The sequence below is a fragment of the Companilactobacillus sp. FL22-3 genome, assembly GCF_054881455.1.
The window spans coordinates 245,511-272,468 of record NZ_JBTYYZ010000001.1 but is presented as its reverse complement, the minus strand read 5'-3'; the positions used below and the strand labels follow the sequence as shown (position 1 = coordinate 272,468).

The window sequence follows — 26,958 nt, the reverse complement described above, 5'->3', positions numbered from 1 at the left end:
GGGAAGTTTATGCTAGGATTCTCAGCTTATTTACATCAAAAAATGGATCAGTCCGACTTGATAGAATTCAATAAATTTGTTCTGGCGGGATTTACTGGTGTTTTTACGTCAATTAATTTACCTGAAGATGATCCTCAAATATTGTTAGCTAATTTAAAAGATCTTGGAGAGCTATGCCAGACAAATAATCTAGAATTGACACTAGATATTTCGGCTAGTTCTTTAAAGCGACTCAATTTGAAATTGCCAGAGGATTTGAAAGTTTTCGAGCAAATGCATGTCACAATGTTACGAATTGACGATGGAATTAATAATGCCGGAGTGGCACAACTTTCTCAAAAAATAAAAATTGCTTTGAATGCTAGTACAATCAGTCAGTCGGATATTGAGCAATTGCAAGCTAATCAAGCTGATTTTACTAATTTGGAAGCTTGGCATAACTATTATCCACGTGAAAATACAGGACTTGATAGAGACTGGTTCGAGGCTAAAAATAAGTGGCTCCAGGCAAATGGCTTTTGTGTCATGTCTTTTGTGGCTGGTGATAAGAATTTAAGAGCTCCAGTTTATAAAGGGTTACCGACCTTAGAAGAACAACGTTATCAGAATCCTTTTGTATCTGCCTTGCAAATGCAAAAGTTAAGAGTCGATCGAATTTATATCGGCGATCCAGCTTTGAAAGAGACTACTTTAGAACAATTCACAAGTTATTTTAGAAAGAAAATCTTAAAGATCCACGTTGACTTATTTAAGGCACCTGATTATATTGACCATATTTTTCATCAACGAGCTGACGTAGCACGTGATGTTGTCAGATTACGAGAAGGCCGAAGCCTTAATCATCAAAGAATAGCTCCCGATAATGCCGTTATACGTAAATGTGGCGCTATAACGATTGATAATGAATTAGCTGAACGTTATCAGGGAGAATTACAGCTGATGAGAAGAGAGTTGCCAGCAGATAAGACTGTCAATGTAATCGGACAAATAGTAAAAGATGATATCAAATTAACTGAATATTGTCAGGCTAATCAGGCAATTAAATTGATAGAAACGAAAGTTAGGAAATAAATGCTATGAATATAAAAAAACTATCTACTGAGAGTCGTAATCCGCAAACGACCAATTTAGACCAAATGAGTGCCCAAGAAATAGTAGCGGTAATGAATCAAGAAGATCGAAAGGTACCACTTGCTATCGAATCAGAGATACCAAAGATCGCCGAAGCAGTTGATAAAATAGCTGCAGCGTTTAAAAAAGGTGGGCGCCTATTTTACATGGGTGCTGGTACTAGTGGTCGTCTGGGTGTATTGGATGCGGCCGAATGTGTTCCCACCTTTGGAACCGATCCTGAAATGGTTCAAGGATTGATTGCTGGCGGTGGTCAAGCAATGACTTTAGCTGTTGAAGGTGCTGAAGATAATGTTGAACTTGGGGCCAGTGATTTAAAAAAGCGACAATTAACTAAAGAAGATGTGGTAGTCGGTATTGCTGCTAGCGGTAGAACGCCTTATGTTGTCGGGGGCTTAGACTACGCACGAGAAATTGGTGCTGAAACTATAGCTTTATCCTGTAATCATGATTCAATAATTAGTCAACACGCCAAGACCAAAATTGAAGTAGTCGCTGGACCTGAAGTGTTATCTGGTTCGACGCGTTTGAAATCAGGAACCGCTCAAAAAATGGTTCTCAATATGTTATCAACTGGTGCCATGGTTCGCATTGGTAAAACCTATGGAAATTTGATGGTTGATGTTAAACCTACTAATGAAAAATTGGTTCAGCGTGCAATCAATATTGTCGTTGAGGTCACTGGAGTGGAAGAGAAAGTTGCGCAGCAGGTTTTGGAAGAAGCAGACTATTCTGTGAAGGATGCAATCGTTATGATTGCCGATCGTCTGGATAAGGCTGCAGCAGAAAAGAAATTGAATGAATCAGATGGGTTTGTTCGTAAAGCGATAGAGAAATAAATTTAATAGATAAAGGTATTATTTACTACTTAGAGTGGTGAATGATATCCTTTTTTTGTATAGTAAACACTTTCATAAAAATGTGTTTCTGCTAGAATAAGAATTACTATAAGAAATATAAATGTTTTAGATGTTGGAGAAAGATAAAATGGTTACACAAATACTCTATCAAAAAGTTGCTGATGATATTAAACGACATATTCTTTCTGGTTCATATGAAGTCGGAACGCTTATTCCTACAGAAAACGAACTTGAAAAGAAGTATCAGGTTAGCAAAATCACAGTACGTAAGGCTGTGGAACAGCTGGTTTCCGAAGGATATTTGAATAAAAAGAGTGGAATTGGAACTAGAGTCATCAGCAATAACTTGTTTAATAAACTTTCGAAGGCTAAATCCTATTCGTCAATCATTAACGAGACTGAATTGTTAACTAGAAAAATTTTGGAATTCAAAAATATTTCCATCAAGGATACTCCTATCGAAGGTAAGGACGATTCTCAAGAGGTTCTCTTCGTTAAAAAAATGTATTTGTTGAATGATGAACCTTTTATCATTGTTAAACACTATTTGCCCAACATAAAATTGTCAGATAAGGATAAACGTATTGAACAAATGTCGCTCTATACGTTTCTCAAAGACAATGGCCAAATAGTTGATAATTTTAAAGATGAATTTCAGGCAGTAAATATTAACGCAAAAGATCGTAAGTTGCTAAAAAAGGACGATTCATTGGCTTTAAAACGAATTAGACGTGGGTTTGATAATCAAGGTAAATTAATTGAGTATACTATTTCCATATACGATAGTAATAAAAAGCCATACGAAATTGAATATGAGATTTAAAAATCTTTATTTAAGCGTTTACATCATAACATTATAATGTTATGATGAACCCGAAAAAAAGGAGGGACTTCTCATGGACAATTTTATCAATTTTCTCAACATTAAAATCTTACCAATTGCCAATAAAATGGGTAATCAGCGTCATATGACTGCCATTAGAAAAGGTATCATTTCTACGTTGCCACTAACCATTGTTGGTTCGTTCTTTACACTGATCAATAATATTCCAATTGAATCAGTGGCTAATGCGCTTTTACCTTATAAAGAGATTTTGGATATTCCATTTCGATATACGGTTGGAATCTTGGCTTTATATGCGACCTTTGGAATTGCACCATCGTTAGCTGAAAGTTATGGACTAGATAAATTAACTAACGGTATTTTGGCAGTATTGGCTTTTCTAGTTTCAACTGCTACACCAATACATGTTGTCAAAAATGTTAAAGGCGTGATCGATGCGGGTAGATATATTAATATTGCCAATTTGAGCGCCTCGTCACTATTTGCTTCAATTGTTACAGGACTTTTGACTGTTGAAATATATCGGTTTTTCAAGAATCGAAACATCACTATAAAAATGCCTGACGGAGTTCCACCTGAAGTATCCAATTCATTTGTGGCCCTGATTCCAGCAGCATTTATCTTAATTGTTTTTTGGGCTATTCGTAGTGTTTTAGGTTTCAATATAGCCACTTTCTTAAGCATGATTCTAATGCCACTAAAAGGTATTTTGGTTGGAAATAGTCTAATTGGTGGATTATTGACGATTTTCTTGATTACTGGTTTTTGGACTTTAGGTATTCATGGTGCAGCAATTATGGACCCAATCATTAGACCATTCTGGGAAATGTCCATTGCTCAAAATATGAGTGAATTTGCTTCTGGAACGAGTGCTAACCATCTTTCAACTATTTTCACCGAACAATTTTTACAATGGTTTATCTGGATCGGTGGTGCTGGTGGTACTTTAGCTCTGGTGACACTATTCTTATTCTCTAAATCTGCTTACTTAAAGGATTTAGGAAAATTGGCGTTTTTACCTGGTTTATTTAATATTAACGAGCCAGTAGTTTTCGGTGCTCCAATTGTTATGAATCCAATCTTAGGTATTCCGTTCATCGTGGGTCCTTTGATTACTGGTACTCTAGCTTATGTTTTGACGATTACTGGGGTTGTACCAATGATGATGTTGAGGTTGCCTTTTACTGTACCAGGACCATTGGGTGCTTTGATGAGTACTAATTGGAGTATCCCAGCGTTTATTCTGACATGTGTTAATTTCTTAATCGACTTAGCGATATACTATCCGTTCTTCAAAGTGTTTGAAAAACAACAATTAGAAAAGGAATAACGTTTGAAGGTGATGAAATGATGATTTTTCTGGCGCTCTTAATGTTTTTTATAGTAAGTGAGATTACCGTACAAAAAGGAATGATGCCAAATATTTTGAAAAAATTATCAGCTGGAAGGTTAATAATGCTATCTCTAGCCATCATCCTGGGATTGGCTATATTTAGTTTCTTTCTTAGACAAGCAGTTGTTCTAGTACTTCTTAGTACGATCTACTTATCGATTGTAATTTCAAACTATTATATGAAAGCTTTCAGCAAGATGGAAAGAGGTAAAAAGATATGACCAAACGCAGTTTAGGGATATCTCTATATCCAGATCATAGCTCTTTGAGTCAAGACAAAGAGTATTTACAACTTGCTAGTAAGTACGGATTTACCAGAGTCTTTATGAGTATGTTAGAAGTGTCTGAAGGTAAGGAAAAAGTAGCAACTAAGTTTAAAGATTTGATTGGGTTTGCTAAAAATTTGGGCTTTTCGACTACATTAGATATTGCTCCAAATATTTTCCATCAATTGGAAATCTCTTACGATGATTTATCATTCTTTCACCAACTAGGTGCTGATTCAATCAGGTTAGATCAAGGCTTTGATGGGCAAAAAGAGGCCTTGCTATCCTATAATCCCCAAGGATTGAATATTGAATTGAATATGAGTAATGACGTTGCCTATTTAAATAATATTTTGAGTTATTCAGCTAATAAGCCCTTCATTCTTGGTTGTCATAATTTCTATCCTCAGCGAGGAACTGGTTTACCATTATCATTTTTTAATCGAGCATCACAACGATTTAAGGATAACGGTATTGATACAGCAGCATTTGTGACTTCTCAAGTCGGAAAAATTGGACCCTGGGATGTAAATGATGGATTGCCTACTTTAGAGATGCATCGAGACTTACCAGTTAAGATTCAAGCTATGCATTTGTTTGCTACAAATTTGATCGACTGTGTCATTATCGGAAATGCTTATGCTTCTGAAAGTGAATTGAAGTCATTAGGTGCTCTCAATCGATATGAGTTGGTATTTGATGTTGATCTGGTATCTGATATTAATGAAGTGGAACAAACGGTCTTATTTAAAAATCAACATTTTAGACGTGGAGACATTACTGATTTAGTTATTCGATCCACTGAAGTTCGTAAAAAATATCAAACCAAAGATAATCCGATAAGTGTGGCTTCTCATGATTTTAAACGTGGTGATATTGTAATCGGTAATGACGATTTTGGAAAATATAAAAATGAATTGCAAATTGTTTTGCAAGAGCACAGTGATATTCGCAAAAACAAAGTGGCAGAAATATCAAAGAATGAGTTGTTCTTATTAGATTACGTCGGTCCCTGGGAAAAGTTTATGTTTCAGGAGGCGATGTCATGACCAGCTTATATATAAAAAAAGGACAGTCGGTTCTCAATCAGCCTCTAGAGTTATTGATAGAAGAAGGCCACATTACCCAGATAGGTGCCAAATTGAATGTGCAAGCTGATTCGACAATTGATTTACAAGACGATTCCTATATTTCCGCTGGTTGGATCGATGATCATACTCATTGTTATGAAAAGCTTTCACTATATTACGATGATCCTGATAAAGATGGTTATACTACAGGAGTTACAACCGTAATTGATGCGGGCTCAACAGGTGCTGATAATATAAGTGATTTTTACGAAATCACTCGCAATAAAAGAACAAATGTTTATGCCATGATCAATATTTCCAGAACCGGGATTTTAGCCCAAGATGAACTAGCTGACTTGAATAAGATTCAATTTGAGCCACTGAAGCAAAAAGTTAAAGAGTATCCAGATTTTATTGTCGGCTTAAAGGCACGGATCAGTAAATCCGTTGTGGGTGAAAATGGGCTGGAACCACTGTTATTGGCAAAAAGATTTCAGAAACAGTTAGACAATAATCTACCCTTGATGGTTCATGTGGGTACAAATCCGCCAGAGTTGTCAGAAATAATGGATAAATTAGGCCGTAACGATATCATAACGCATTGCTTCAATGGTAAATCAAACGGTATTTTGGATTCAGATGGGCGTATCAAAGACTTTGTTTATCAAGGATTGGAAAAAGGAATTATTTTTGATATTGGACATGGTACTGATAGTTTTAATTTTGAGACAGCCAAAGTAGCCACTGAGCAAAATATTTTTTCCAAAAGTCTCAGTACTGATATATATCATGCCAATAGAGAACGAGGCCCCGTTTATAATATGGCTACTTGTATTGAAAAAATGCTCTTTTTAGGCTATGAATTGCGTGACGTTATTCCAATGATCACGACTGTACCGGCACGTAATTTTCATTTGAAGAACAAAGGTGATCTACGTATTGGAAAAGACGCAGATATAACGATCTTTGATATTAAAGATGGACAAAAAGAATTGATTGACTCAGATGGGAATAAACGAATTACTCATCAAATGGTGAAGCCTCGTTACAGTATTATTGGAGGTCAAGTATATTCGATTGGAGAGTAAAATGGATATCTATCAAAAATATAACCTTAAACATGTTATTAATGCAGACGGGAAAATGACCATACTCGGTGTTTCAAAAGTTTCAAATGAAGTCGTTGAAGCGACTAAGCTTGGAGCACAAAACTTTTTTGAAATGAATGAGTTACTGATTCAAACTGGAAAATACTTAGCTAATTTGGTTGGTAGTGAGGATGCTTTAATAGTTAATTCTGCTTCTGCAGGTATTGCTGAATCAATAGCAGGTCTTATTGGTCAAGGAAGTATGTACCATCTACATCATCCCTACACTAATAGAATTACTAAACGAGAAGTTATTTTACCAATGGGACACGATGTTGATTACGGTACGCCAGTCGAGGTAATGATTCAATTGGCAGGAGGAAAGATGGTCCCAGCTGGCTATGCTAATATGTGTACTCCAGAACATATTGAAATGCAGATTACAGAGCAAACAGCAGCAATTTTATACATTAAAAGTCATCATACTGTTCAAAAAAGCATGTTATCTATTTCAGAAGCAATCAGGATTGCCCACAATCATAACTTACCTTTAATTTTAGACGCGGCAGCAGAAGAGGATTTGTATAAGTACCTTAAATTAGGAGCAGATGTAGTAATTTATAGTGGTGCTAAAGCGATTGAAGGGCCTGCATCAGGCGTGATTTTTGGTAAGAAAGATTATATTAGTTGGGCTCGATTACAAGGTGCAGGTATTGGTAGAGCTATGAAGATAGGTAAGGAAAATATTATCGGTCTGACTGGTGCCATTGAAAAATACTTAAGAGATGGAACTGAGACAGGCCAACAGATGATAGACCGATTGAAGCCTTTTGTTCAAAGCTTGTCTGAATTACCAGATCTTGAAGTTAATATTATTCAAGACGCTGCTGGACGTGAAATCTATCGTGCTGAAGTTAAGCCAACTGGTAAAATATCGGCCTTAGAAATATGTGATCAACTTAGAAATGGTAAAACAGCAATTTATGCTAGGGAATATCGAGTTAATCAAGGTATTATTGAATTCGATATCCGTTCAGTTAATGCTGAAGAAATGGGTCAAATTGTTGCACGATTAAAAGAAATCATTGGAGGATCGAGAAAATGAGTTTAATACCAAACTATTTAGATAATGGAATTTGCTTAAATGTTTTGGCCAATTCAGTTCAAAATGCTAAAGACTGTTATCAAGCAGCTGAAGGTCATGTTGTTTTGGGTGTATTAACTAAGAATTATCCAGATGATGACAGTGCTATCGAGGATATGAAAAAATATCAATTGGAAATTAACAATGCTGTTTCCGTAGGTCTTGGTGCTGGAGACCCTAAACAAAGCTCCATGGTGACACGAGTAGCGAAAGTTATTCAACCTCAACATGTTAATCAAGTCTTTACCGGAGTGGGAGCTTCAAGAGAGGCGCTTGGTCAAAGTGAAACGATTGTTAATGGCTTGGTTTCGCCAACCGGTAAGGTTGGGTTAGTCAACATTGCAACTGGTCCCTTGAGCAGTCAAGCCACTACAACAGAAGTTCCTATTGAAACCGCTATTGCTTTATTAAAAGATATGGGTGGTTCCTCAATTAAATTCTTTCCAATGAAAGGATTAGCTCACAAAGAAGAATTTAAGAGTGTGGCGCAAGCATGTGCTGACAATGACTTTGACCTTGAACCCACGGGTGGAATTGATCTTGATAACTTTGAAGAAATTGTACAAATTGCAGTTGATGCTGGCGTAAAACGAATTATTCCTCATATTTATAGTTCCATTATTGATAAAGAAACTGGTGATACTAGACCTGAGGACGTTGCCAAACTTTATGAAATAATTAAAAAATTTTGAGAGGTCAAGCAATGAATATTCTGGCTTTTGGCGAGGTAATGCTCCGTTTTACGGTTGCAGATAAAATGATGCTAGAACAGACTGATAATTTGCAAATTTCGACAGTGGGGACGGGTGTAAATTTACTAAGCAGTCTGGCGCATTTAGGATACAACACCGCAATACTGACCACCTTGCCCGATAATCCTGTTGGCAAAAAAGCCGCCGCTGATATTCGGAAATTGGGCATTAATGACAAAAGAATAATTTTTAAAGGTCAAAATATGGGTAGCTTTTTCGTTGAATTAGGTGAAGGGCCTCGTCCAGAAAGAGTAACGTATCAAGATCGCCTTTCCAGTTCTTTCTGTTGTATGAACCCGTCGCAATACGATTTTGAAAAGGCACTATCAGGTATTAATATTGTGCACATTTGTGGAATCTCACTAAGCTTGTCCAAGAAAACTCGTGAGGCAGCTTTTAAATTGGCTAAAGAGGCAAAATCTTTAGATAAAATAGTTTGTTTTGATTTTAATTATCGACAGAACTTAAACGATGATAATTCCCATGAAGCCATGAAACAACGCTATCAGGCAATCCTCCCATACACTGATATTGTTTTTGGTAGTGAGCGTGATTTAACTGATTTATTGGATTATTCGCAAAAAGAGGAGCAAGAACTCTATCAAACATTTTGTTCACAGTATAAGATCAGAGTTTTTGCTGGCAGTAAACGAAGTTTTTCCGATGGTAAAAAATATTTTGAAGGATTTTTGTATCATCAAGATCATTTATACAAGTCCGAACCCAAAATATTACAAGTTTTGGATCGAATTGGCAGTGGAGATGCTTTCGCAAGTGGAATAATCACTGGTTTAATTGAGAAATGGGACTATTCGGATGTGCTAGACTTTGCCGTTGCTAACTCATTATTAGCACAAGCTTCAATGAATGATACACCAATCTTAGAAAAATCTGATGTTTTTAATTACATTGATAATCAAGGAAAAAATGATTTATTAAGATAGCAGAAATCATTTTTCACCAGCAATTACTCAAAAGGATCCTGCATCTGAGCAATATAAGCATTGATAAGCTTAGTATAACTAGCATTTTTAAAAAGACTATTTTTCTCCACTTGAAGTTCATGTAAATTATCCGTTATAACGCCGTCGGCACCCATAAATATCATTCGGTCCATTGATTCTTGATCATTTGGTGTCCAAGCAAAGAATTCTTTCTTCTGAAGATGAGCATTGTCAATGAAGGACTGATTCAAGGTAGTATATTCCATCGTAAAAGCATTGGCGTTGGTAAAAGGTATTCCAAATAAATTGAATGGCATGACATAACTGGTGCTGACTTTTGGCATCAGTTTTTTTGTGTCTTCAATATAGCTGTAGTTCAATGAATGAACCATATCTTTATTTTTAATGAGGCGTTTTTGGTATTTTTTAGCAAAGAGTTTGACGAAATCTTTTTTATTACCAGGGACGGACTTTAATTCAACTAGCAATTTTTGGTGTAGGCGTGTTGCGGTTGCTAGATAGTCGTCAAAACTAGCAATATAAGTGGTTTTGCCATTTTCGTGAATTGGGGTATGGGTCAGTTCATTCAGGGTCATTTGACTAGGACGTTTATTGATACCGGCTAAAGCTTTTAAGGTATTATCATGGAAAACGACAAATTGATGATCCGCTGTCTCTTGAATGTCCATTTCAATATAGTCGGGTTTCTCTTTGGAAGTTGCTTCTAAAGATTCAATGGTATTTTGCACGCCATTGCCATCGTCAACGCCACGATGAGAGATAGTTACGGGTGGCGTTAATAACCAATTATTGAAGTATAAAGTATCGTAGCCAACAAAAGAAAAGACAACCACAGTTCCTAAAATTCCCCAGAACCACTTGTGACTTCTTGGTTCTTGTCGCTGATAGAAGTAATTAGTTCGAGTTTGACTAAGTAAGATCAGAACGGTGATACTAGCCGCATAGATGCTGACGACATAATTTAAAAGCTGAATAATCGTCATGTTGATCACGGCCATTGGAAAGTCAGCGACGTGCAAAAAACTGACATTATCAAAAATGGCTTGGATTCCTAAGAAGAATCCGTTTGCTATTAAGACGAAAATAGTTACACCAACGAGCAAGATGGCAAAAATCCCAATATAATAAAGTGTTTTATTTTTGGTCATTTGCCAGCTGCGACTAATGGCAGCTTTGATAGTTTTATTCTCGAAGATCATGAGTGGTAAGACAAAGAGCCAACGTAAACCGATATAAAAAATTACGAAATAAATAAATACGAGCGCGATTCCCAAAGGAAGATGTTCTTGAAAGAGCCAATCGATAATGAATTGAGGGATTTTCACCTTATCTAGCAAACTGGAGGACATTCCCAAACTGCCAAATGGTGTGATGATCAAAAAGTACAGTAAAAAGAAGCCGAAAGCTTTGAAGGGTAGACCAAATAAATTCTTGCTGACGCTCTTGAGATAGTCCCACCAGCCTAAACTAGCATTAGACTTGATAGCTTGAAAACTAACCAGCATCAATGTGAATTGGGCAAAAACTAATAGCAGGATTATCAGCAAAATGATGATCAATCCCACTACTACTAATGGTTTATGTAAAATCAGATTGATCACATTACTATAGGAAACATAGTTAACATCGCCAAGATAACTAATACCGTTGGCGAGAAAGTTTAAAATTGGTACCAAAATGAAGTTGATCAATAACTGGATTAGAATAATGATCTGACTGTATTTCCAGAAATATTTCCAAAAGTTTTGATTTTGATTTCGTAGTTCGTTGAATGCTCTCATAATATCCCCCTGTGACATCTTCTTAATAATACCCAATTATTAATAGAATGGTATAAAAAGTTTGTAAATCAATTTTATGATTTATGGTTGACTCTGTTAAAAGAAGCGACTATACTTCATTTTTGAAAGGTGAGTAATCACTCACTCACTTAAATGGAACAGAAATAGAGGCGATTGGTAATGAGGAATACACCAGTTATTTCAATGAAAAATGTTGTTAAAAAATTTGATAAGCAAACGGTTTTAAACCATATTTTCTTTGATATTGATCCAGGAGTCATTGTCGGTCTGATTGGGCCATCAGGAGCTGGTAAGTCGACAATCATCAAGGTTGTTTTAGGGATGGAGAAAGTTGACCAAGGGTCTACGACTGTATTCAATCAAACGATGCCTAATCGTAAGTTATTGGGTCAAATTGGGTATATGGCACAGACGGATGCTTTGTATGACGAACTGACCGGACGCGAGAATTTACAATTTTTCGCAGACATGAAAGGAATTGGCCATCTAAAGGCTCAGGAAGAAATTGATCATGTCAGTCAAGTAGTTGATTTAACGGAAGATTTGGATAAACGGGTCAGTGGTTATTCTGGTGGTATGAAACGTCGGTTATCGCTGGCAATTGCGTTGTTAGGTGATGCAAGATTACTTATTTTAGATGAACCAACGGTCGGAATTGATCCCGCTTTGAGAAGAACAATTTGGAGCGAGTTACATCGACTAAGAGATGCGGGCAGAACGATCTTAGTTACGACCCATGTGATGGATGAGGCGGAACTGGTTGACGGAGTAGCGTTACTTTTGGGTGGTCATTTGATGGCTTATAACACACCTAAAGCATTGAAACAACAATATCAAGAAGATACGATTGAAAATGTCTTCTTAAAGGTGGAGAGTGAATATGAAGAGAACGATTGCAATCGCTAAACGAGTTACTTTACAATTATTAAGAGATAAAAGAACCTTAGCTTTAATGTTTTTAGCTCCGATTCTTATATTAACTTTGATGAAACTAGTCTTTACGGCAAACTCCACGACCAATCTCAATCTGGCAACGGTTAATGTCCAAAGCAGCTTGGTCAAACAGATCGATAAAATGGATCATATCAAAACAACTAAGTACACGACGGAAAAACGGGCTCAAAAGGGTCTCAAGGATGAAAAGGTCGATGGGATAATTCGTTATCATAATAATAACTATTACGTCACTTACGCTAATACCGATGCCAGTAAAACTGCTGCTACCAAGGCGGCTTTGAAAACTTCAATTATGGTGACAAATATGCAAGAATTGAAAGGTACTTTAACTAAAATAACAGCACAATTGCCTCAACAGATGCAAGCCACGCTTCCTCAAAAATCTTCAGCAGCGACGATTCACAATCGATATGTTTACGGCAATAGTAAGACTGATTTTTTTGATAAGATGATTCCAATTTTGATGGGCTTTTTCGTCTTCTTCTTTGTTTTCTTGATCTCAGGGATGGCTTTGTTGAGCGAAAGAACTTCCGGAACTTTAGGGCGTCTGTTAGCTACACCAGTTAAACGTTCAGAGATCGTGTTTGGATATATGTTGAGCTATGGCTTTGTGGCCATTTTTCAAACCTTATTGATTGTTTTGTTCACAGTCTATGTTTTAAATGTCGAAGTAGTCGGTAATATTTTGAACGTGTTCGTAGTTAATATTGTTTTAGCGATGGTGGCCTTGGCTTTTGGCATATTGATGTCGACTTTCGCTAAATCAGAATTTCAGATGATGCAGTTCATCCCACTGATCGTCATTCCCCAGATCTTCTTTTCTGGATTAATTCCACTTGATTCAATGGCTCATTGGGTACAAATAGTCGCTTATATCTTGCCATTGAAATATTCTGGTGAAGCTACGACAAGTATTATCATGAACGGGCGGAATCTTCTTCAGGTACTTAATCCCATTTTAGTTTTAGTTTTGTTCGTAATCGTTTTAACGGTACTGAATATTCAAGGGTTGAAACGTTATCGCAAGGTGTAAAAAGGAGTTGATATTTTGGCAGCAGAGGTAATTAAGGAAGACTTTAAAACTTGGGTCGATCAAGCAGATATGCCCAAAGGGAAAAAGCAGGTTGCTTTAGCCGCTATTAAACTGTTCTCAGAAGATGGTTTCGATGGCACTTCGACTAAAGCAATCGCTCAAGAGGCTGGTGTCAGCCAGGCAACGATTTTTAAATATTTTAAAACTAAAGATGACTTGCTCGACTGGATAATTTCACCAATTATGAAAAATATTATTCCAGTCTATGTGAGTGAATTCAAAGATCAATTGTCGAGTGAGCAGCTGGATTTGCAGGCGGTGATCCATTTTATCGTTCGTAATCGTTACCAGTTTTTAATTGATAATAAAGAAATAGCCATCATCGTAATAACTACAATGATGACTAATGAAGATGTAAAGAATCATTTCGTTGAGATGATCAAACAACAGGGCAGCCCAGTTTTTACAGCATTCAGTAAACTTCTGAGTGGGACTGGTGAGGTTAGGTCAGGAATTGATTTTTTGGCCGTGATGCGGATGATCATTTCACAAATTCTGATTTATTTTATTCAAGTTAATAAAATTCTCCCGCAAGTCGATAGCAATCAAGATAAAGACTTGTCGCAAATTGAGGAGTTCATTTACCGATCTATTAAAAAATAAGTTGGTTAATTGTTGTTCAAAAAGTCGATGAACAACTTTTGATAGACTTTGATAAAGTTGAAGTACATAGCCTTATCCAGATTTTCATTAACTTGGTGAGGAGTCATGTTACCGGGACCTGAGATGATGAAGGGGAAGTCTGCTGGTTTATCTTTAACTAAATTTGAAGCATCAGTTACGGCAGTAATTGGTGAAATATGAATCTCATCAGTGGCGTAAGGCTTCAAAAGCTTAGTCATCAATTTAACTAGCTGGTTGTCTGCTTGCATGGATACGGGAACTTCATTCATGTAAACATCCATAGAAACTTTGGCACCATTTTGGTTGAGTTTTTCGATCATAGTGTTAAGTTTGGCAATTACTTTTTGGTTACTGTATTCGGGGATGGTTCTGACATTAACCTCAGCGGTGGCAGATTCTGGAATCGAGTTAACTTGAGTACCACCAGAAATCAACGTTGTATTGAAAGTGAGGGGGCCCATAGCTTGACCTTCAATTTTGTCATCACGGAAGATTTGATTAGCTTCAAGTAGAAGTTCCATCAAAGGATCGATCGCATTGTAGCCATTTTCAGGCATAGAACTGTGACTAGCTTTACCAATCGAGGTAAATTTAATATCCATAGACCCTTTTTCAGCATGACCGATATTGTAACCAGATGGTTCGGCAATTACTAAGCCATCAACATCTTTCATATCACCGTCTTGATAGAAGTAACTAGAACCTTCTTCACCTACTTCTTCGCCCATAGTAGCCATTAAGCGAATCGTACCTTTTTTAGGAAGACCTTGATCGTGTAATTCAATCAAAGTTATCACTAATGCGGCCAAGCCAGACTTCATATCAGTAATACCGCGGCCAAAGAGGGTACCGTCCTTTTCGACCATTTCGAAAGGATCAGTTTGCCAATCGGCTAAATTACCAGGATCAACGACGTCCATATGTCCTGAAACGCCAAGGACTGGTGTTCCAGAACCGATTTCTGCGATAAGATTTGCTCGATTACCGCGAATTGTTTTGATTTCAGACTTGATACCATGTTGGTTTAATAGATCCTGTAGATAAAGTGCAACTTGTTTCTCATGATCATTAACTGATTTAATAGAAATAAGTTGTTTCAAAACCTCAAGTGCTTGTGTTTCGTTGAATACCATAAGCAAGTTCCTCCAATTTGTCTTTATTATTTATGGTAACACGTTCCTTTAAATGCTTGGTGGATAAGATATGCTAAGTATTTTACTAAAGAAGTAACTAATTTTTTTTAGAAACGAGTTGAATGTGAAAATGTCTCAGAATGACCAACCGAAAGTAGCAACAGAGTTTCTGACAACTGCCTCTTTTTTTGATATTTACGATCAAGAGGATTATTTCCTCAATAATAAGCTGCTCAAAGGTGAATTTATTGAAGGAGAAAAAATTCGCCATCCCATTTTTGAACAGGTAGTCTTTGATCATGAAACTTTTAGTAATTGTGATTTTGATAAAATTGAGTTGAGCGATGTGGTTTTCAAAAACTGTGATCTCTCAAACTGCTTATTGACTGAGGCTAGTTTGTTTCGAGTGAAGTTTCAGAATTGCAAAATGATGGGTACTAGTTTAGACCAATCTTATTTTCACAATGTGGAATTTAGTAATTGCTTGATGGATTTGGCTAACTTGAATCAGGCTAATTTCAAGTCAGTTAAGTTCGATGCAACTAGTTTAAAAGATGTCAGTTTTAACGAGAATAAATTACAACGAGTTGTTTTCAATAATTGTGATTTAAACAAAATGCTGATATTACGAACTAAATTAAACGGTATTGATTTTAATAATAGTCATTTTGAGACGATTGAAGTTGATGAAGCGGCAATTAAGGGGCTGAAAGTAAACCCTGAGCAAGCAAACTTTTTGGCCGAGTATTTTTTGGGAGTCAAGGTTAATTATTAACTTTGATTCTTTTTTTGTTTCCTTTAAGTTGACAACTGTAAACTATAAAGCTAAGATAGGCTTTGAAGTTTACAAGTGTAAACGGGAAATGAGGTAAGATTTATGACACGAATAATAGTTTTAATAATTGGTTTAGCATTAATTGGATTCATCTTCTGGTGGTTCTTCGGCAAGCATGAAGTTGCCAGTGCCACAGCTCAAGTTTCCGACAATAGTCAAATGGTCGACGTTGAAGTCAATGGAGGGTACTCTCCCGAAGTAGTGACGCTCAAGAAGGGTGTACCGGCTACACTCAATTTTACGAGAAAAGATGCTTCCAGCTGTTTAGATCGAGTAGTTTTTTCTGATTTTGGAATCAATCAAGAATTGCCACAGAATCAAGCACAAGCTGTCAAAATCGATACGACTAAGCCTGGCGAATATCAATGGGCCTGCGGAATGGATATGTTCCACGGGAAGTTGATTATCAAATAGGTACAGTTAGTTAAAAAGGAGAAGATATTATGACTATCACAAAGCGTTTTTGGATCGCCTTGATCTTTTCTATCCCCATGTTGATAGGAATGATCTTGATGCCCTTTGGGATTATGGTCCCTGGCAGCGAATGGATTCAATTTGTTTTAACGACTATCGTTATGGCAGTGGCGGCTCGCCCCTTTATTCAAAGTGCTTGGGCTTCCTTTAAAAAGCATCATTCAAATATGGATACTTTGGTAGCGATTGGAACAGCCACCGCATATATTTACAGCATTTATGCCATGTTCACTCATCAGGCGGTTTTCTTTGAAAGTGCTGCGTTCGTCATTACTTTTGTTTTGTTAGGACAAGTTTTTGAAGAAAGAATGCGTAACAATGCTTCTAATGCGATTGAGAAATTGGTCGATCTGCAGGCCAAGGACGCTGAAGTTGTTCGTAACGGTGAAATAGTCAAAGTATCCTTAGACCAGATCGTGGTTGGCGATGTGATTCGTGTTAAACCGGGTCAAAAGATTGCGGTTGATGGTGTGATCACTGAGGGTAATTCAACTATTGACGAATCTATGGTCACGGGTGAAAGTATGCCAGTAGCTAAAAAGGCCGGCGATAAGGTCATTGGTTCAACAATGAATAGTGATGGAACTTTTATGTTTAGAGCAGAAAAAGTTGGCTCTGAAACTATGTTGTCACAAATTGTTGAATTGGTTAAAAAAGCTCAAAATAGTCATGCACCAATCCAAAATTTAACTGATAAAGTATCAGAAATCTTCGTACCAGTTGTTTTAATTTTATCGATTTTAACTTTCCTAGTTTGGTATACAATTTTAGGAGTTAGTTTGGCAACCGCCTTGATCTATGCAGTTTCAGTAGTAGTAATCGCCTGTCCTTGTGCATTGGGTCTAGCAACGCCAACAGCTTTGATGGTTGGAACTGGCCGTGGAGCTAAGATGGGTATTTTGATCAAAAATGGTGAAGTCTTAGAAGAAGTTAATGACGTTAAAACAGTTGTTTTCGATAAGACAGGTACAATTACTAAAGGTAAGCCAGAAGTGACTGACATTGTTGGCGCTGAAAAACAAGTATTGGCAATTGCATCCGCCCTAGAAGAATCTTCAGAACATCCCTTGGCTAAAGCAATTCTCAATCGAGCTAAGGATCTTGATCTTTCAGCACAAACGGTCACTGACTTTAAGGCACTGGAAGGTAAAGGTGTTGCTGCCTTGGTTGACGGACAGTCTGCCTTTGTTGGTAATGAGAAATTATTAGCTTACAATCGGATCGACTCAAAGTTACAAAATGAAATGGTTCGTTTGCAAAATGAAGCCAAAACGGTAGTTTTCGTTGGTTTAAATCAAAAAGTTATCGGCTTAATCGCTATTCAAGATGCACCTAAGGAAACTTCCACAGAAGCAATTGCAATGTTAAAGGCACGTGGTTTGAGAACGGTAATGTTAACCGGGGATAATCAAAGAGTTGCTCAAGCAATCGCCCAAGAAGTTGGTATCGACGAAGTGATTGCCGATGTTTTACCTGCTGATAAGGCTGACCATGTTCAAGCATTGCAGAAAAAAGGTAAGGTAGCCTTTGTGGGCGATGGTATCAATGATGCCCCCGCATTGACTGTAGCTGATGTTGGGATTGCCATGGGTTCAGGAACCGATATTGCAATCGAATCTGGCGGAATCGTTTTGATGAGAAATGATTTGCGTGACGTATCCAGAGCCTTGGAATTGAGCCGAAAGACCTTTAATCGGATCAAGCTTAATTTATTCTGGGCTTTTATCTACAACGTGTTAGGTATTCCGGTTGCGGCAGGACTATTCTTTACTCTGGGATTAACCTTGAGCCCCGAACTGGCAGGATTAGCAATGGCCTTTAGTTCATTGTCAGTCGTAACTAGTTCAGTCTTGTTGAATAAAACTAAAATTTCTAATACCGCTCAATTAGCGTAGAAATTCATCTATCAAAGCAAAAGGACCTTGATTCAAGTAGAATCAAGGTCCTTTTACACCATCGTGATGAAAATTCAATTCAAGCGAATTTTAATTTCTGTTTTTGAAAATAAAGAATTTAGATAGGACATAATTACCAACGATAGCTAAGATTTGACCGACGATTTTTGATCCAGTACCATTGGCGCTCAATAAGGAAATACCGATCCATAAAGTAGCCGACTCGATCAAGAAAGTCAGGATTCTGGTACCATAAAAAGCAATCATTTCCATGAGGGCAGCTTTTGACTTGTGACGGAAGACAATAATCCGGTCAACCCAAAAACCAACCTGAACCCCTAAGAACCAAGCTACGACATTGGCGAATTGATAGTTAAGATGTAGTGCGTGATAAAGTAGGAAAAAAGTTCCGAAGTTGACAACAACTGAAAGCAATCCCCAAAGTAGGTAACGAACAGCCTCTTTACCAGTACTATCTTCAATTACAGGTTCTTCCTCCGAATTGAAGACCGTTCCAGCATCGTTGATACCTTCTGAAACTTCATCGATTGCTTTGTCTAACGGAGTTTCTTCATTTAATTCAGTTTTCTTATTCATAATATCTACTTCTCCCAAAATTAAAACCTATGACTAATATTAAACCTTTTTCTGCAACAGGGAACAAATCTGCTGATTATAATTTATGGAAAAATATTCACTACTACATATAGTATGAGAATTATTGCTCTAACACAATATGTTCCATGTGAAACAAATTAGGATTTTTACAGTAAGTCTATTGCCAATAATTGGAAAAAACGTTTGATAATATTAAACTTTAGTTAATATGGTATATTTAAAACGTTTATTAGAATAATAGGGGGTCAATGCTTATGGGGCTCATGTTATCAACTTTAATTCTAACGTTGGCAGCAGCACTTAGTATCTCTTTGTCACAAGTATTTCCTAAAATATCGGTCAGCTATATCAGTTTGATTATTGGGGCAGTTGTATGCTTGATTCCAGCTATTAGCAGTCATGTTGAGAACTTCAATTCGGATATTTTTATCAGCATGATCGTTGCACCGCTGCTTTTCTTTGAAGGACAATCGACCCAACTCAACTTAGTGGGGAAAGAATTTAAACACATTGTCCAAATGACAGTCTTTCAGGTTCTTCTATGTTTGATTTTTGCGGGATTTGGCATCTGGATTTTTGCGGGGATCAGTTTGCCCCTAGCATTTATTTTGGCGGCTATCAGTACCCCAACTGATGCTACGGCTTTGGAGTCAGTCACTAATGGCTTGAAGATGCCCAAGAGTGAAGGCACTTATTTAAAAATGGAATCTTTATTCAATGACGCTTCGGGTATTATTTTATTGAATATGGCGACCTTGTGGTATATCAACGGTTATATCAACTACAGCGAAACGATTCTGAATTTCTTGATTTCTGCCGGTGGAGGAGTCGTACTGGGGTTTGTCTTAGGTTGGTTGATGGTATTATTCCGTCAAACCTTGATCCGGACATCTTTTAATTCAAAAAATGCTCAAGTGATTGTCTATGTGCTTGAACCATTCATCATTTATTATTTGGCTGAGGCGGTGCAGGTTTCGGGAATCATTGCCGTTGTCTGTGCTGGCTTGATTCACAATGCTGAAACTCAACGTAGCAAGTTGACTAATGCTCCTCAAGTACATTTTGGAGTAGATATCCAAGATATGATCACAGAGGTTTTTAACAGTGTGGTCTTTATCATTCTAGGTTTCATGTTTACGAAGATCATTGTTGATGAAAAAATAACGGTTCATTCGTTATCGTGGTTATTGATTGGAACGGTATTATATCTAGTCAATGTCTTAATGAGATATTTGTATAGTCGCCTGCGCCTGCAATTTAAAAAACGGTCAGCGGGGATTTTTGCTTTAGGTGGCGTGCATGGTGCAGTTACTTTAGCCTTGGCTTATACGCTTGCCGAAGAACATGTGAAAAATTCTGATTTTAGTCTAGTTTTGATGTCGGAAAGCTTCTTGATTATTTTGAGTTTGATTGTACCAACGATTGTTTTTCAATTTGTTTTGAAAAATGATGTGCCTGATGCTGAAGTCAAAAAAGAAGTCGATCAGTTGCGAGTCAATATGGTTCGTCATGCTATCACGGCGGTCAATAAGATGTATTTACCAGACAACGTTAAGCAATCGGTAGTCTTTGACTTGATGGCTCAAAAGCAGCGAACTCGAACGAGAGATTTTGTTAAAGCTTGGTTGGATGTAGTCAAACATCCCGAATTTACTGGTGCTGAAAAAGAACTAGAAATGCGGGCTTTCATGAATGCTCTGAGTGAGGAGAGACAATATTTGGATATGGTTTCTCAAAGTGAAGTCAAATACCAAGATTATGTTTTTGATTTATATAACGAGGTTTTGATGGCTGAATCGATGGTCATTGGACCAACTGTTTCGGAAGATAATGAGTAAAAATTAAAAAAATTCGCTGATTCTAATTTAGAATTAGCGAATTTTTTTTAAGTATTTTTTTGGAAGCGTGTCAATCTTACAAAACTGTCACATGGCGCTAACGGTTTGGTAATGGTGTCGAAGATTGATTTACTTTTATTTTTGCTTCCTTAATAATGGAAATGTTAATTAATCTTAGAGGTGAAATCGATGCAAAATATTACACCGTACAATAGTCCTCATTATTTCATTTATTTACTATTGCTATTGTTACCGATCATGCTGGGCTTGTGGTTCGGCAGACGTTTTAAAATCTATGATGCGTTTGCGACTATCGTAATCCTGATCGTAACTTTTTTTGGCGGCAATATGTCACAAGGCCTTTCGCTGATAGCTTACGTGCTATTTGAAATAATATTGACGTTTAGCTACTTAGCTTATCGAAAGAAACACAATAATTTTTGGGTCTTTACGTTGAGCGTCGTACTGGCCATCGTACCATTAGTTTTCGTTAAACTGGATCCTTTGATTCAGAATAAAACCATTTCCTTATTTGCTTTTTTGGGAATCAGTTACTTAACTTTCAAGTCTGTGGAAATCATTATGGAGATTCGTGATGGTGTCATCAAAGATATTAAGCCATTTGAATTTGTCAGATTCTTGCTCTTTTTCCCCACGATTTCATCAGGACCAATCGACCGTTTTCGTCGTTTTCAAAAAGATGTTTTAAATGTCCCCAGTCGCGAAGAATATTTGAAGTTATTGCAAAGTGGAACTAATAAATTGATGCAAGGCTTGCTTTATAAATTCATTATTGGCTATTTCTTTGGCTCGTTAATGGTACCGAAATTGCAAGTATTGGTTTTGTCATATAGAGGACAAACGCCACTGGGTTTATCTTGGGCATTAGTAGCGTATATGTATGCCTGGAGTATGTATTTATTCTTTGACTTTGCTGGCTATTCACTATTTGCGGTGGCTATTAGTAACTTCATGGGTGTTAAAACGCCGATGAACTTCAAAGCTCCCTTTAAATCGAAAAATATTAAAGACTTTTGGAATCGGTGGCATATTACCTTGTCATTTTGGTTCAGAGATTATATTTATATGCGTTTGATGTTCACAGTTATCAAGCATAAGTGGATCAAGAATAAAGTTACCATCGCCAATTTAGGTTATATTACGCTATTTTTGATTATGGGATTTTGGCATGGAGAGACTTGGTATTACATTGTTTACGGTATCTTTCATGCTTGTGCAATGATCACCAATGACGCTTGGTTGCGTTTCAAAAAACATCATCGTCAAAGTATCCCCAGCAATAAATTCACCCAAGCATTTGCTATCTTTTTGACCTTCAATATCGTGTGTTTCAGTTTTCTGATTTTTTCAGGAATTTTAGATAAATTATGGTTTAGTTAGGATTAAGTTATGAAGAAGAAATTATGGATGATTTTTGGCCCCGTTATTGTGGCTCTGGTAGCCTTGATGATTTTATTGTGGGCACCGATCAAATTTAAAACTGTTACTCCTCAAAAGGTGAGACAAGCTGCGACCTCACTTGATGTTCGGGTTCTTAAAGGTGAGGATGTGAAGAATGCGGCGGTAAAAGGGCACTATATCCCAATTATGGGTTCCTCTGAATTATCACGAATGGACCCGTTTCATCCTTCGTCAATTGCTCGTAAATATCACTGGAAAAACCAGCCGTTTCTTTTAGGAGATCCTGGTACAGCCTCGTTGACACATGCATTCAGTGTGGGAGGGATGACTAGTTTGAAAGGAAATAAAGCTGTTTATGTCATTTCACCACAGTGGTTTAGCAAGTCAGGCGTTCCTGCTACTGCCTTTCAATATTTTTTGTCACCTTTACAATTGTCGGGCTTTATTTTGAAGTCTAATCATGGCGATAAAGCGATGAATAAATATATTGCGCAACGAGCGATTGATTTGGGCGTTAGTGAAGGAACGACTGAAGATGAAGCTTTGGAAAGAATTGCAGCGGGAAAAAATATTACTAGCTATCAACGGTTTTATATTAAGCATATTTCCCGAGCTAATTTACAGAGTCAAGACAACCTCTTTGGGTCGCTTTCAATGAATGACCATGAAAAGAAGATCCAAAAAGCCAACTCCAAATTGCCTGCAACTTATAATTATAAAAAATTGAATCAGTTGGCAATCAAAATGGCAAAAAAAGATTCATCTGATAACGATTATCAAATAAATAATAAATTTTATAATCACCAATTGCGCAAACAAATGATGAAATATCGAAATGCTCATGCCCACGTCACTTATACCCGTTCGCCAGAGTATAATGATTTTCAAGCACTCTTATATATGTTTGCTCAAAATAAGACCGAAGTTATGTTTGTCATTCAACCGATCAATCCTTATTGGGTCAAATATACCGGCTTACCTATGAGTTCAATTACTAACTTTGATAAGAAGATCAAGTATCAATTGCGTTCACAAGGCTTCAATCAAATCGTTGACCTTTCCAACGTGAAAAACACTAATTACATCGCTGAAGATACGATTCACATGGGCTGGCGTGGCTGGTTGATGATGGACCGTCATTTGAAAAATTATTACAAGGACAAAAAAGCTGATCCAAAACAGACCCAATATAAAATGAATAGTTATTTCCTAACTAAGCAATGGGCTAACGATAATCAATTCAGTAAGTAGTAAAATAGCGTCATCAAAAATCATTAGATTCTTGATGACGCTATTTTTACCGTTCTACAACCGTTACAGCGACCGTATCACCAACACCCTTATTCAATTGTTGACGAATGGCCTTTAAAATTCCCAAAATATAACAAATACTACCGTCTTCGTGTTTAACACCCATATTGACGATTGAGCCATCATAAGCTATTCCATCAAAAGTGGCATGAACCTTTACGCGGCCTTTGCCAAATTCCTTACGGATATCATAAGGAAATTCGACGTAAGCGCCGCCTTTACCAACTTTTGAAGCTTGGATCGTGGCCTTAAATTCGTAAGTTTTCATCTTGAGCTCCTTATTTTTGAACTAATTAGTTTTAATTATGGATAGCTTACGCTTATACTGTCTTTAGTACAATATGAATTTGGAGGAAGAGCCCATCAAAAAGAAAACTTTGCGCCAACAACAAATTAAACAATTGCAAGCTGATCAGCTGAAAACTAGAGCCGAAGGGGTGCAATTATTGCAACAACTGCAAGAGACTTCTGAATGGAAGTTGGCTCAATCAATTGCGACAACTGTTAGTGCTCCATTTGAGGTTCCCACAACGCCAATTATTAAAGCTGCTCAAGCCGAGGGTAAAAAAGTTTATTTACCAAAGACAATGCCTCACCGTCAGATGGCTTTTCTTCCTTTCACTAGTAGCGAAGATTTAGTCAGAAGTAGCTTTGGTATTTTAGAACCAGTTTATAACGAAGAATTGGTCAACCAAACACCTGATTTAGTCATTGTTCCTGGTTTAGCTTTTGCAAAAAATTCAAATTATCGAGTCGGTTTCGGTGGCGGATACTACGACCGTTTCTTAGCAGAATATACTGGCAAAACTGTTGCCTTGGTACCTTCGGCAATGAATTTTGAGGCAGCGGACTGGGAGATTCAAGACTACGATATTAAGATACAACGATTGATCGTCATTGATGATAATGAGGGTTAAATAGGTGAGAAAACTACTGGAATATCCTTAGATAGCTCGTTTATTTAAATCCTGTAATTGATGTGGATACTGGTAAGCAGTTCTATTATTATGAGAATGTCATTAGATTGCGTAGCAATGATGAAATTGATGCCTCTAATATAAAATCTATTAGGATTGATAAAGGGGATGCTATCGTTGAGATGTATGATAAACAAAAGGCGCTGGCAACACTATTAAAGTATTCAAATATGTATAGTGATACAGAGCAAGAAAGTATTAACGTTGTTATAATTGAGCTATAGCTCAAAGGTATATCATTTTGGTATGGTTTTAGGCAAACAAAAAAGAGGGATGCTCGAACATCCCTTAGATAGCCCGTTTAAGACGGTGGCTACTTAAGTTTTAATAATAGTTCAAATAACCGTTAACTCAGCCAAAAGTTAGGACGGTTATTTTCTACCATTAGTCAAGAGGGAACCTGATATTATTGGGTTCTCTTTTTGAATATTCTGATTATAGGCAAGAGTCAGAGGATCCTAGTCAATGAATTTTCAAAATTAAAGTAAGCTAAATACCACCTCATACATCATATTTTTTTATGAGGTGGTAAAATCATAAATGAGAGATGATTAATGTTCGGCGAGGAACATTTTTGTATCATACATCTCATTATTTAACACTAGATGATACATCGTCCGTATAAGGTGATGCATAGCTGAAATGGCAATCTTCTTGGTTCCTTTGGAACCGGAAGATTGTTTTTTCGTTATAGGACAAACTAATGTTAGTGGGAGTGTGTGTTGAGGCGGAGATTATATTCAATACAGCTTTATAAAGTATCTTTCGTGCATAAGAATTACCGCGCTTTCGGATATGGTCTCCAGCAGTATAATTACCTGATTCACAATAGATCAAATCAATGCCAACATAAGCGTTGATTGCATTAGAACTATAGAATCTTCTGATGTCTCTCCATTCAGCAGTCAGACAGACCGCTGTCTTAAGGCCAATACCTGGAATGCTTGTGAGTACTTCTATTTCAGGCAGATTTTTGGAAAGTTCTGCCATTTCATCGATCAATTGTATTTTTTCTGTCAAAAGTGACAGAATTATCCCTACAAGTGGGTGCAGTCTAAAGCACCAAAATTGGCGCTTGTTGTCTCAAAAAAATTTGGCATCCAAACAGAAAGAATTGTTCAATCAGATACGCTTTAATTCAAAATACTGTAACAAGTGATCTAATGATGTTAGTATAATCACTTACAAAAAAAGAAAAAAGCCACCACAATAAATGTAGTAGCTTACTCGCCTGCCAGTAATATTCATTTTTAAATTGACTACAAAATTGACTACCAAAACGATAATTTAATCTGGTACTTAAAATTAATTAAAAGTAATAAAAAACCAGTTACATCAATGCTTTTAAGCATTAAACATAACTGGTTAAGTGTTGTAAAATGGGTGGTCGGGGGATCGAACCCCGGACCCACGGATTAAGAGTCCGTTGCTCTGCCAGCTGAGCTAACCACCCATGTGTCTTGCGTTGATTGCGTATCTCTCTCAACCAACGAGATATATCATACCATAAGCTCCAAATTTGTGACAAGTCTTTTTTTTAAAAAATTTCAAAAAAATTAAGGTGCTTTTATGGTCTTTTTGTTTTAATAACTAATAACTTGTATAATATTCACGTCAAGGAGATAAATTATATGGCTAAAAAAATTCTAGTAGTAGATGATGAAAAACCGATTTCCGACATTGTTAAATATAACTTGGAAAATGAAGGCTACGAAGTCATAACTGCTTTTGATGGACAAGAAGCTTTAGATAAGGTAGAAGAAGATGATCCTGATCTAATTCTACTTGATTTAATGCTTCCAGTTATTGACGGTCTTGAAGTGGCTCGAACTATCAGAAAAACTAAAGATACCCCAATTATTATGTTGACAGCTAAAGATACTGAAATTGATAAAGTAATTGGCTTGGAACTTGGAGCAGATGACTATGTAACCAAACCATTCTCCAATCGAGAACTGGTTGCTCGTGTGAAAGCACGTTTGAGAACACAAACCCATGCTCACAGCGAAGAGGCCAAGAGTAGTGAAATTAAGATTGGTGATTTAACCATTCTCCCAGATGCTTATACTGTCACTAAAAATGGTAAGGAAATTGAATTAACTCATCGTGAGTTTGAACTATTGCATTATTTGGCTCAACATATTGGGCAAGTAATGAAGCGGGAACATTTGTTACAAACTGTTTGGGGATACGATTATTTTGGAGACGTTAGAACTGTCGATGTGACGGTCAGACGTTTGCGTGAAAAAATCGAAAATAATCCTAGTCAACCAGAATGGTTAATGACACGGCGTGGCGTTGGCTATTATTTGCGTGACCCTGATGGCGAGTAATTTTTGAATGTTTGAGCTGAAAAACAAAATATGAAATCTCAAAAAACTGACCTTAGAATTGAAAAGAAGTCAGTTTTTTTGTTATCTTCATAGCTGTATAATGTAACTAAGTCTGTACTATATTAGGTGGAAA

The 26,958-nt window shown here is 36.9% G+C and carries 26 protein-coding genes and 1 tRNA gene; 21 read left to right on the top strand and 6 right to left on the bottom strand.

Going from position 1 to position 26,958, the window contains the following annotated elements; genetic code table 11:
• Positions 1–9 precede the first annotated feature (9 nt).
• The 9 genes from ACYT32_RS01260 (at position 10) to ACYT32_RS01220 (ending at position 9,492) form a co-directional block, all read left to right on the top strand.
• Positions 10–1,071, top strand: coding sequence for a MupG family TIM beta-alpha barrel fold protein (locus ACYT32_RS01260; RefSeq protein ID WP_395264125.1), 1,062 nt, complete (start codon positions 10–12; stop codon positions 1,069–1,071).
• 5 nt (positions 1,072–1,076) lie between these two features.
• Positions 1,077–1,970: an N-acetylmuramic acid 6-phosphate etherase gene (murQ, locus tag ACYT32_RS01255; RefSeq protein WP_395264124.1), complete on the top strand. Its 894-nt coding sequence runs from the start codon at positions 1,077–1,079 to the stop codon at positions 1,968–1,970.
• Positions 1,971–2,118: 148 nt separating this feature from the next.
• The gene (locus tag ACYT32_RS01250) at positions 2,119–2,814 is read left to right on the top strand and encodes a GntR family transcriptional regulator (protein ID WP_395264123.1); all 696 of its coding nucleotides are present in this window, start codon (positions 2,119–2,121) and stop codon (positions 2,812–2,814) included.
• 73 nt (positions 2,815–2,887) lie between these two features.
• On the top strand, positions 2,888–4,165 hold the full coding sequence (locus ACYT32_RS01245) for a PTS sugar transporter subunit IIC (RefSeq protein WP_395264122.1): 1,278 nt from the start codon (positions 2,888–2,890) through the stop codon (positions 4,163–4,165).
• Positions 4,166–4,445: 280 nt separating this feature from the next.
• Positions 4,446–5,543, top strand: coding sequence for a DUF871 domain-containing protein (locus ACYT32_RS01240; RefSeq protein ID WP_395264121.1), 1,098 nt, complete (start codon positions 4,446–4,448; stop codon positions 5,541–5,543).
• On the top strand, positions 5,540–6,652 hold the full coding sequence (locus tag ACYT32_RS01235; protein ID WP_395264120.1) for an amidohydrolase/deacetylase family metallohydrolase: 1,113 nt from the start codon (positions 5,540–5,542) through the stop codon (positions 6,650–6,652). Before ACYT32_RS01240 ends, ACYT32_RS01235 begins: the two co-directional genes overlap by 4 nt.
• Position 6,653: 1 nt before the next feature.
• Entirely contained in the window at positions 6,654–7,757 is a 1,104-nt protein-coding gene (locus ACYT32_RS01230) for a DgaE family pyridoxal phosphate-dependent ammonia lyase (protein WP_395264119.1), read from the top strand.
• Positions 7,754–8,488, top strand: a complete 735-nt coding sequence (gene dagF / locus ACYT32_RS01225; RefSeq protein WP_395264118.1) for a 2-dehydro-3-deoxy-phosphogluconate aldolase — start codon at positions 7,754–7,756, stop codon at positions 8,486–8,488. The genes ACYT32_RS01230 and dagF overlap by 4 nt, the downstream gene beginning before the upstream one ends.
• Positions 8,489–8,499: 11 nt before the next feature.
• Positions 8,500–9,492, top strand: coding sequence for a sugar kinase (locus ACYT32_RS01220; protein ID WP_395264117.1), 993 nt, complete (start codon positions 8,500–8,502; stop codon positions 9,490–9,492).
• Positions 9,493–9,515: 23 nt separating this feature from the next.
• Here the strand turns inward: ACYT32_RS01220 and ACYT32_RS01215 are convergent, their stop codons facing one another.
• Positions 9,516–11,294 (bottom strand): glycerophosphoryl diester phosphodiesterase membrane domain-containing protein, encoded by a 1,779-nt coding sequence (locus ACYT32_RS01215; protein ID WP_395264116.1) that lies wholly within the window; start codon positions 11,292–11,294, stop codon positions 9,516–9,518.
• A 180-nt stretch (positions 11,295–11,474) separates the two neighbouring features.
• Here ACYT32_RS01215 and ACYT32_RS01210 point away from each other — a divergent pair, with 180 nt between their 5' ends.
• From ACYT32_RS01210 to ACYT32_RS01200, 3 genes are read left to right on the top strand one after another with little or no spacing between them, the layout of a single operon-like run.
• Entirely contained in the window at positions 11,475–12,221 is a 747-nt protein-coding gene (locus ACYT32_RS01210) for an ABC transporter ATP-binding protein (RefSeq protein WP_395264115.1), read from the top strand.
• Complete coding sequence (locus ACYT32_RS01205) at positions 12,196–13,305, top strand: ABC transporter permease (protein WP_395264114.1); 1,110 nt, start codon at positions 12,196–12,198, stop codon at positions 13,303–13,305. The genes ACYT32_RS01210 and ACYT32_RS01205 overlap by 26 nt, the downstream gene beginning before the upstream one ends.
• A gap of 15 nt (positions 13,306–13,320) precedes the next feature.
• A complete protein-coding gene (locus tag ACYT32_RS01200; protein WP_395264113.1) occupies positions 13,321–13,968 on the top strand; it encodes a TetR/AcrR family transcriptional regulator in 648 nt (215 codons plus the stop codon).
• Between the two features lie 5 nt (positions 13,969–13,973).
• On the opposite strand, the gene ACYT32_RS01195 is transcribed toward ACYT32_RS01200, so the two are convergent.
• Positions 13,974–15,122: an ArgE/DapE family deacylase gene (locus ACYT32_RS01195; protein ID WP_395264112.1), complete on the bottom strand. Its 1,149-nt coding sequence runs from the start codon at positions 15,120–15,122 to the stop codon at positions 13,974–13,976.
• A 130-nt stretch (positions 15,123–15,252) separates the two neighbouring features.
• Here ACYT32_RS01195 and ACYT32_RS01190 point away from each other — a divergent pair, with 130 nt between their 5' ends.
• The 3 genes from ACYT32_RS01190 to ACYT32_RS01180 all read left to right on the top strand — a co-directional run bounded on the left by ACYT32_RS01190 (position 15,253) and on the right by ACYT32_RS01180 (position 18,326).
• A complete protein-coding gene (locus tag ACYT32_RS01190) occupies positions 15,253–15,897 on the top strand; it encodes a pentapeptide repeat-containing protein (protein ID WP_395264111.1) in 645 nt (214 codons plus the stop codon).
• Between the two features lie 102 nt (positions 15,898–15,999).
• Positions 16,000–16,371 (top strand): cupredoxin domain-containing protein, encoded by a 372-nt coding sequence (locus ACYT32_RS01185; RefSeq protein WP_395264110.1) that lies wholly within the window; start codon positions 16,000–16,002, stop codon positions 16,369–16,371.
• A gap of 29 nt (positions 16,372–16,400) precedes the next feature.
• Positions 16,401–18,326, top strand: coding sequence for a copper-translocating P-type ATPase (locus tag ACYT32_RS01180; RefSeq protein ID WP_395264109.1), 1,926 nt, complete (start codon positions 16,401–16,403; stop codon positions 18,324–18,326).
• A 90-nt stretch (positions 18,327–18,416) separates the two neighbouring features.
• Here the strand turns inward: ACYT32_RS01180 and ACYT32_RS01175 are convergent, their stop codons facing one another.
• Positions 18,417–18,923 carry a GtrA family protein gene (locus tag ACYT32_RS01175; RefSeq protein ID WP_395264108.1) on the bottom strand — a complete coding sequence of 169 codons (507 nt, stop codon included), beginning with the start codon at positions 18,921–18,923 and terminating at the stop codon, positions 18,417–18,419.
• A gap of 275 nt (positions 18,924–19,198) precedes the next feature.
• On the opposite strand from ACYT32_RS01175, the gene ACYT32_RS01170 reads away from it, so the two are divergent.
• From ACYT32_RS01170 to dltD, 3 genes are all read left to right on the top strand, one after another.
• Entirely contained in the window at positions 19,199–20,782 is a 1,584-nt protein-coding gene (locus tag ACYT32_RS01170) for a cation:proton antiporter (protein ID WP_395264107.1), read from the top strand.
• 189 nt (positions 20,783–20,971) lie between these two features.
• Positions 20,972–22,183: a D-alanyl-lipoteichoic acid biosynthesis protein DltB gene (dltB, locus tag ACYT32_RS01165; RefSeq protein WP_395264106.1), complete on the top strand. Its 1,212-nt coding sequence runs from the start codon at positions 20,972–20,974 to the stop codon at positions 22,181–22,183.
• Positions 22,184–22,192: 9 nt separating this feature from the next.
• Positions 22,193–23,455, top strand: coding sequence for a D-alanyl-lipoteichoic acid biosynthesis protein DltD (dltD, locus tag ACYT32_RS01160; RefSeq protein WP_395264105.1), 1,263 nt, complete (start codon positions 22,193–22,195; stop codon positions 23,453–23,455).
• Positions 23,456–23,501: 46 nt separating this feature from the next.
• Here the strand turns inward: dltD and ACYT32_RS01155 are convergent, their stop codons facing one another.
• Positions 23,502–23,783, bottom strand: a complete 282-nt coding sequence (locus ACYT32_RS01155) for a DUF1905 domain-containing protein (RefSeq protein WP_395264104.1) — start codon at positions 23,781–23,783, stop codon at positions 23,502–23,504.
• Positions 23,784–23,892: 109 nt separating this feature from the next.
• Between ACYT32_RS01155 and ACYT32_RS01150 the strand changes: the two genes are divergently transcribed.
• Entirely contained in the window at positions 23,893–24,432 is a 540-nt protein-coding gene (locus ACYT32_RS01150) for a 5-formyltetrahydrofolate cyclo-ligase (RefSeq protein ID WP_461793343.1), read from the top strand.
• Positions 24,433–24,539: 107 nt separating this feature from the next.
• Positions 24,540–24,716 (top strand): hypothetical protein, encoded by a 177-nt coding sequence (locus tag ACYT32_RS01145; protein ID WP_461793342.1) that lies wholly within the window; start codon positions 24,540–24,542, stop codon positions 24,714–24,716.
• Between the two features lie 367 nt (positions 24,717–25,083).
• On the opposite strand, the gene ACYT32_RS01140 is transcribed toward ACYT32_RS01145, so the two are convergent.
• Both ACYT32_RS01140 and ACYT32_RS01135 read right to left on the bottom strand, forming a co-directional pair.
• A complete protein-coding gene (locus ACYT32_RS01140) occupies positions 25,084–25,512 on the bottom strand; it encodes a transposase (protein ID WP_395264101.1) in 429 nt (142 codons plus the stop codon).
• Between the two features lie 360 nt (positions 25,513–25,872).
• Positions 25,873–25,945 (bottom strand) — tRNA-Lys (locus tag ACYT32_RS01135).
• 178 nt (positions 25,946–26,123) lie between these two features.
• Here ACYT32_RS01135 and yycF point away from each other — a divergent pair.
• Positions 26,124–26,825, top strand: a complete 702-nt coding sequence (yycF, locus tag ACYT32_RS01130) for a response regulator YycF (RefSeq protein WP_395264100.1) — start codon at positions 26,124–26,126, stop codon at positions 26,823–26,825.
• Positions 26,826–26,958 lie beyond the last annotated feature (133 nt).